Below are 7,526 nucleotides of genomic sequence, written 5' to 3' on the forward strand. Positions count from 1 at the left end.
CTCCTCCGCTGCCGACACCGTCGACGGCACTCATCTCGCCGCCTACCCCCTCGCCGGTGGCCATGGCCTCGTTCTCGGCGTCGCCGTGGCGGCCGGAGGCCGTGAGCCCGGGGATCACACCATCACCGGTGTCGCCGTCGTCCTGCTCTCCCTTCTCGCGGCGTCCCACCGGAGCGCGGCCGAGGCCGGCCGCTCCGCCGCGCTCGTAAGGCTGCTCCTCGGCGCCACGCCCGCCGAGGCCGCTCCCCTGCTCGGCGCCGGGCCCTGGACCGTGGTCCACGCGCGCGGCGGTGCCACCCCCTTCGCCGCGGGCGCGCTCGCGGCGGCCCTGGGCAGCGCGCTGGTCGAGGCGGACGGCGCGGCGGTCCGTATCCTCACCGACCGCGAGGTCACCGCCCAGCCGGGCTGGATCCTCGGTGTCAGTGACCCCGTGGGTCCCGCGGATCTGGCCGCCGCCGACCTCCGCGCCGGGCGCGCGCTGCGCCGCGCGGAGGCCACCCGCACCCCGCTCGTACGCCACCACGAGGCTGGACTCGCCGGGCTGGTAGCGCCCGAGGAGGCCGCGGCCCACGCCCGGGCCCGGCTTGCGCCGCTCGACGGCTCCCCCGCGCTGGCCGAGACCCTGCGCACCTGGCTCTCGCTGCACGGGAGCTGGGACCGTACGGCGGTGGCGTTGGCCGTGCACCGCAATACGGTCCGCCAGCGCATCGCCCGCTGCGCGGCCCTCCTCGGCGCCGACCTGGACGACGCCGACGTGCGGATGGAGCTGTGGTTCGCGCTGCGCTCCCTGTGACTGTGACATGCGCGACGGCCGCGCGGCACTTATCCACAGGCTCTGTCCACAGCCCTGGACAGCTCCGGTGACCCCCGGGTAACTTCCCACTAGATCTGAGCAAGCGCTTAGCCGAGTCGGCGCGGGTCGGCCGGAGTTGAACGGACAGAGGGGGCTTACGGTGCGTCGTACCGTCTACAACGAGGACCATGAGGCGTTCCGGGAGACCATCCGCGCCTTCATCGAGGCGGAGGTCGTGCCCGTCCACGACGAGTGGTACGCGGCGGGCCAGGCGCCCCGCGACTTCTACTACAAGCTCGGTGAGCTGGGCATCTTCGGTATCGAGGTGCCGGAGGAGTACGGCGGCGCGGGCGAGGAGTCCTTCAAGTTCCAGGCGGTCATCACCGAGGAGACCGCGCGGGCCGGTGTCTCCTTCGGCGGCTCGGGCGTCCATGTCGCGCTCTGCCTGCCATATCTCAAGGCGTATGCGACCGATGAGCAGAAGAAGCGCTGGCTGCCGGACTTCGTCAGCGGCAGGGCGATGTACGCCATCGCCATGACCGAGCCGGGCACCGGGTCCGATCTGGCCGGGATGAAGACGACCGCCAGGCTGTCCGAGGACGGCACGCACTATGTGCTCAACGGCGCGAAGACCTTCATCACGGGCGGTGTCCACGCGGACCGGGTGATCGTCTGCGCGCGTACCGCGCCACCGTCCGCCGAGGACCGTCGCCATGGGATATCGCTGCTGGTCGTGGACACGAAGGCGGAGGGGTACGCGGTCGGCCGCAAGCTCGACAAGCTGGGGCTGAGGATCTCCGACACCGCCGAGCTGTCCTTCACGGACGTCAAGGTGCCGGTCGGGGACCTGCTCGGCGAGGAGAACAAGGGCTTCTCCTATCTCGGCCAGAATCTGCCGCAAGAGCGCCTCGGGATAGCCGTCGGTGCCTATGCCCAGGCAGCGGCGGCGGTCAGGTTCGCGCAGCAGTACGTCCAGGAGCGGACGGTCTTCGGCAAGTCCGTGGCGTCCTTCCAGAACACCAAGTTCGAGCTGGCCGCGTGCAAGGCCGAGGTGGACGCGGCGGAGGCGGTGGTCGACCGCGCGCTGGAAGCGCATGATCTGGGCGAGCTGTCCGCCGCCGAGGCCGCGTCCGCGAAGCTCTTCACCACGGAGGTGGCGCACCGCGTGATCGACAAGTGCCTCCAGTTGCACGGCGGGTACGGCTATATGAACGAGTACCCGATAGCCCGGCTGTACGCGGACAACCGGGTCAACCGTATCTACGGCGGCACCAGCGAGGTCATGAAGATGATCATCGCCAAGTCGATGGGGCTGTAGCGGGCGATGGGGCGGTAGGGCCGAAGGAAGCCGGGACGAGCCGGGGAGAGGCGTCAGAGGGAGGCGTCAGAGGAGACCGGCCTCGTTCAGCAGGTAGGCCGTCATCGGGTCGTAGAAGCGCGGGTCCGTGACATGGTCGTCCAGGGGGACCGTGACCTCCATCGTGCCCTCGGCCTCGGCCAGGAAGAGGGCGGGGTCGTTGCAGTCCGCGTAGCCGACCGAGTCGAGCCCGCGCTGGGCGGCGCACCCGGCCCAGCCGTGGTCCGCGACCACCAGGTCCGGCTGCGGTCTGCCGTCTCGCTCCAGCCCGTCCAGGATCGCGCGCATCGGTTCCGGCGAATGGGTGTGCCAGAGAGTGGCGCCGCGCTCCAGCATGGCGACGTCGGCGAACTGGAAGACCATGCCCTCGTCGGCGGTGAGCCCGGTGGGGATCCGGACGATCTCGCAGCCGGCGGCCCTGAGGGCGTCCGCGGTCTGCCGGTGTACGTCCAGGAGCCCGCCCGGGTGGCCCGTCGCGAACAGTACGCGCTCCTTGGCGGCGGCGGCCTTGCGCAGCCGGGCGGCCATCCGCTCCAGGGCATCGACGGTCAGCTCGGGGTCGATGGTGTCCTGGCCGACCCGGTGCTCGGGGTCGTCATTGACGCCGCACCGCTCGGCCATCACGGCGAGGACGTCCTGCTCGTCGGTCCAGCGCTCGCCCAGCTCAAGACCCAGCCAGTAGTGGCGGTCGCCGTTGGCGAGCTTGCGGTAGTGGGAGAGGTTGTTGTCGCGGGGGGTGGCCACGTCTCCGGCGATACGCGTACGGACGAGGTGGTCGACAAGGGCGGCGCGGCTGGGTATCGGCATGAGCCCATTGTGCCGTCAGCCCCACTCCCCGCGCCGGATGTCCTGCTCTCCGGGCAGCTCCGGACAGCTCCGAACGGCACCGGACGCTGCCCGAACGGCCCACAGGTCCCCGGAACCGCCCTCACGGAGAGCCGTGTCCCCCGCCTCACGGAAACCGTCGCCCCGGGTCACGGAGAGCCGGCGCCGCGCCTCACGGAGAGCCGTCGCCGTTGCCCAGGGCCGCGAAGGCGCCGTGGGCCAGGCGGCGGAGCAGGGATTCTGTTGCTGTGCGAGTCGGAAGGCCGGGGGTGTGGGGGCCCAGATGAGGGGTGGAGTTCAGGAGTCCGAAGACGGCGTGGACCGCGCCTCGGGCCTGGGACTCGGGGACTTCGGGGTAGAGCTGCCGTACGACCTCGACCCACAGCTCCACATACTGGCGCTGGAGCTGCCGCACCAGCTTGCGGTCGGTGTCCCTGAGCCGGTCCAGTTCGCGGTCGTGGAGGGTGATCAACGGGCGGTCGTCGAGGGCGAAGTCGATATGGCCGTCGATCAGCGAGGCCAGTACGGCGGCCGGGTCCGCGGTCTCCCCGGCTCCACGCACCCGCCGTCTGCCGCCGTCCAGCAGTCGGCCGCTGATGCCGACGAGCAGTTCGGCGAGCATGGCGTCCTTGCCCGCGAAATGGCGGTACAGACCGGGGCCGCTTATGCCGACCGCCGCCCCTATCTCGTCGACGCCGACGCCGTGGAACCCGCGCTCGGCGAAGAGGCGCGCGGCCTGCTTGAGGATCTGCTCGCGGCGGGTCGGGGCGGCGGTCCTGGTGCTCATGAGAATTCATTCTAGACAGGGCTGTTAGCGGTCGTTAACCTGAAGGCAACGACGTTAACGCTCGCTAACCCAGCGAGCCCGGTGAAGGGAGCTTCGAGCGATGCAGCAGGCACCGGTGCTGGCGAGCGCCGCGGATCCGGCCGCAGAGTCCTGGCGGATCAATGAGGCGGCGCACGAAGAGCTGGCCGCGGGGCTGCGGGCCCGGCTCGCCGCGGCCAGGCTCGGCGGCGGCGAGAAGGCCCGCGCCCGGCACACGGCCCGCGGCAAGCTGCTGCCGCGCGACCGGGTGGACGCGCTGCTCGACCCCGGCTCGCCCTTCCTGGAGCTGGCGCCGCTCGCGGCCGAGGGGATGTACGACGGCGCGGCCCCGGCCGCCGGGGTGATCGCCGGGATCGGCCGGGTCAGCGGCCGCGAGGTGGTGATCGTCGCCAATGACGCCACGGTCAAGGGCGGCACGTATTACCCGATGACGGTGAAGAAACACCTCCGCGCCCAGGAGGTGGCCCTGGAGAACCGGCTGCCGTGCCTGTATCTCGTCGACTCCGGGGGCGCGTTCCTGCCCATGCAGGACGAGGTGTTCCCCGACCGGGACCACTTCGGGCGGATCTTCTACAACCAGGCCAGGATGTCCGGCGCGGGCATCCCGCAGATCGCGGCGGTGCTCGGGTCCTGCACGGCCGGCGGCGCGTATGTCCCGGCGATGAGCGACGAAGCGGTGATCGTACGCGGGCAGGGCACGATCTTCCTGGGCGGGCCGCCGCTGGTGAAGGCGGCCACGGGCGAGGTGGTCACGGCCGAGGAACTGGGTGGCGGCGAAGTCCACTCCCGGGTCTCGGGCGTCACCGACCATCTCGCGGAGGACGACGCGCACGCGCTGCGGATCGTGCGCACCATCGTCTCCACCCTCCCGGCCCGGGGCCCCCTCCCCTGGCCCGTCGAGCCGGCCGAGGAGCCCAAGGCCGATCCCGCGGGGCTGTACGGAGCGGTGCCGGTGGACTCCCGTACGCCCTATGACGTCCGCGAGGTCGTCGCGCGGCTCGTCGACGGCTCACGGTTCGCCGAGTTCAAGGCCGAGTTCGGTACGACGCTGGTGACCGGGTTCGCACGGATCCATGGGCACCCCGTCGGGATCATCGCCAACAACGGCATCCTTTTCTCCGAATCCGCCCAGAAGGGCGCGCACTTCATCGAGCTGTGCGACCAGCGCGGCATCCCACTGCTCTTCCTCCAGAACATCTCCGGCTTCATGGTCGGCAGGGACTACGAGGCGGGCGGGATCGCCAAGCACGGCGCGAAGATGGTCACGGCCGTGGCGTGCGCGCGCGTGCCGAAGCTGACGGTCGTCATCGGCGGCTCGTACGGAGCGGGCAACTACTCCATGTGCGGCCGGGCCTACTCCCCCCGCTTCCTGTGGATGTGGCCCAACGCCAAGATCTCGGTCATGGGCGGCGAGCAGGCCGCCTCCGTGCTCGCGACCGTCAAGCGCGATCAGATGGAGGGGCGCGGCGAGGAGTGGCCGGCGGAGGACGAGGAGTCGTTCAAGTCGCCGATCCGCGCACAGTACGAGACCCAGGGGAACGCCTATTACGCGACCGCGCGCCTCTGGGACGACGGAGTGATCGACCCGCTGGAGACCCGGCAGGGGGTGGGTCTGGCCCTGACCGCGTGTGCCAACGCCCCACTGCCCCAGCGGGACAGCACGGCGCCCGGCTTCGGCGTCTTCCGGATGTGAGGGTGGGAATGTTCGACACGGTTCTGATCGCCAACCGCGGCGAGATCGCGGTCCGCGTCATCCGCACCCTGCGGAGTCTGGGGGTGCGCTCGGTCGCGGTCTTCAGCGACGCCGACGCGGACGCCCGGCATGTACGGGAGGCCGACACGGCGGTCCGTATCGGCCCGGCGGCGGCGTCCGAGAGCTATCTCTCCATCGGGCGGCTGCTGGCGGCGGCGGAGCGTACGGGAGCGCAGGCGGTCCACCCGGGCTATGGCTTCCTCGCGGAGAACGAGGCGTTCGCGCGCGCCTGCGCCGACGCGGGGCTGGTCTTCATCGGGCCGCCCGCCTCCGCCATCGAGCTGATGGGCGACAAGATCCGCGCCAAGGAGACGGTACGGGCGGCGGGGGTGCCGGTGGTGCCCGGCTCCTCCGGCAGCGGACTGACCGATGCCGAACTGGCCGCGGCGGCCGCGGAGATCGGTATGCCGGTGCTGCTGAAGCCGTCGGCGGGCGGCGGCGGCAAGGGCATGCGCCTGGTGCGTACGGAATCGCTGCTGGCCGAGGAGATCGCGGCGGCCCGGCGCGAGGCGCGGTCCTCCTTCGGGGACGACACGCTGCTGGTGGAGCGGTGGGTGGACCGGCCGCGCCATATCGAGATCCAGATCCTGGCGGACACGCACGGGAACGTGGTGCATCTCGGCGAGCGCGAGTGCTCGCTGCAACGCCGCCATCAGAAGATCATCGAGGAGGCGCCCTCGGTCCTGCTGGACGAGGCGACCCGGGCGGCCATGGGCGAGGCGGCGGTCCAGGCGGCGCGCTCCTGCGGGTACGCGGGCGCGGGGACGGTCGAGTTCATCGTGCCCGGCGGCGACCCCGCGTCGTACTTCTTCATGGAGATGAACACGCGTCTCCAGGTGGAGCACCCGGTCACGGAGCTGGTCACCGGCCTCGATCTGGTCGAGTGGCAGCTCCGGGTCGCGGCCGGTGAGGAACTGCCCTTCGCCCAGGCCGACATCACCCTGACTGGCCATGCCGTGGAGGCCCGGATCTGCGCGGAGGACCCGGCGCGGGGGTTCCTGCCGACCGGCGGTACGGTCCTGGCGCTGCGCGAGCCGCAGGGCGCGGGGATACGGACGGACTCGGGCCTCTCCGAGGGCGCCGAGGTCGGCAGTACGTACGACCCGATGCTCTCCAAGGTCATCGCCTTCGCCCATGACCGCCCCACCGCGCTGCGCAAGCTCCGCGCGGCTCTGGCCGGGACGGTCACTCTCGGCGTCACCACCAACGCCGCGTTCCTCCGCCGGCTGCTGGCCCATCCGTCGGTCGTCGCGGGCGAGCTGGACACGGGCCTGGTGGAGCGGGCGGCGGACTCCCTGCTGCCCGACGGGGTCCCGCCGGAGGTGTACGCGGCGGCGGCAGCGGTCCGGCAGGCGGAGTTGCGGCCGGCAGCGCCGGAGGGCTGGGTGGACCCCTTCTCTGTACCGAACGGCTGGCGCATGGGCGGCACGCCCGTCCCCGTGACACACCATCTGCGGGTGCCGGGACTCGAACCCGTTGCTCAGCGGGTACGGCCCGGGGACAGGTACGAGGTGGAGCCCGACCGGGTCACGGTCACCGTCGACGAGGTGACCCATACCTTCCACCGGGCCGGCGACTGGCTCGGCAGGGACGGGGAGAGCTGGCAGGTGCGGGACTTCGACCCGGTCGAGGCCGCTCTGCGCGCGGGCGCCGGGGGAGGCGGGGTGGACTCGCTGGTCGCACCCATGCCGGGGACGGTCACCGTCGTCAAGGTGGGGCTGGGCGACGAGGTCGCCGCCGGGCAGAGCCTGCTCGTCGTCGAGGCGATGAAGATGGAGCATGTGATCTCCGCGCCGCACGCGGGGACCGTCACCGAGCTGGATGTCACCCCGGGCTCCACCGTCGCCATGGATCAGATCCTGGCCGTCATCACGCCGACCGCGGAACCGGACCCGGATCCGGACCCCGCGCCGGCCCCCGGAATCACGCCCGCCCCGGCCGAAGGCCCAGCCCCGGCGGAAGGCCCAGCACC

Annotated in this window: 6 protein-coding genes; 4 read left to right on the forward strand and 2 right to left on the reverse strand. The window is 71.7% G+C overall.

Annotation, left to right across the window (positions count from 1 at the left end; translation table 11 throughout):
* Both WH07_RS20460 and WH07_RS20465 read left to right on the forward strand, forming a co-directional pair.
* The coding region (locus WH07_RS20460; RefSeq protein WP_046501923.1) for a helix-turn-helix domain-containing protein at positions 1-793 on the forward strand (793 nt) is incomplete at its 5' end.
* A 160-nt stretch (positions 794-953) separates the two neighbouring features.
* A complete protein-coding gene (locus tag WH07_RS20465) occupies positions 954-2,111 on the forward strand; it encodes an acyl-CoA dehydrogenase family protein (protein WP_046501925.1) in 1,158 nt (385 codons plus the stop codon).
* Positions 2,112-2,177: 66 nt separating this feature from the next.
* On the opposite strand, the gene WH07_RS20470 is transcribed toward WH07_RS20465, so the two are convergent.
* Together WH07_RS20470 and WH07_RS20475 are read right to left on the reverse strand one after the other, a co-directional pair.
* Positions 2,178-2,957: a phosphatase gene (locus WH07_RS20470; RefSeq protein ID WP_046501927.1), complete on the reverse strand. Its 780-nt coding sequence runs from the start codon at positions 2,955-2,957 to the stop codon at positions 2,178-2,180.
* Positions 2,958-3,147: 190 nt separating this feature from the next.
* A complete protein-coding gene (locus tag WH07_RS20475; protein WP_046501930.1) occupies positions 3,148-3,762 on the reverse strand; it encodes an SACE_7040 family transcriptional regulator in 615 nt (204 codons plus the stop codon).
* 100 nt (positions 3,763-3,862) lie between these two features.
* Here WH07_RS20475 and WH07_RS20480 point away from each other — a divergent pair, with 100 nt between their 5' ends.
* Both WH07_RS20480 and WH07_RS20485 read left to right on the forward strand, forming a co-directional pair.
* Positions 3,863-5,494: a carboxyl transferase domain-containing protein gene (locus WH07_RS20480; protein WP_046501933.1), complete on the forward strand. Its 1,632-nt coding sequence runs from the start codon at positions 3,863-3,865 to the stop codon at positions 5,492-5,494.
* 8 nt (positions 5,495-5,502) lie between these two features.
* A partial coding sequence (locus WH07_RS20485; protein ID WP_079023397.1) for an acetyl/propionyl/methylcrotonyl-CoA carboxylase subunit alpha occupies positions 5,503-7,526 on the forward strand: 2,024 nt, incomplete at its 3' end.

It is taken from the genome of Streptomyces odonnellii (assembly GCF_000981895.1).
Lineage (GTDB): Bacteria > Actinomycetota > Actinomycetes > Streptomycetales > Streptomycetaceae > Streptomyces > Streptomyces odonnellii.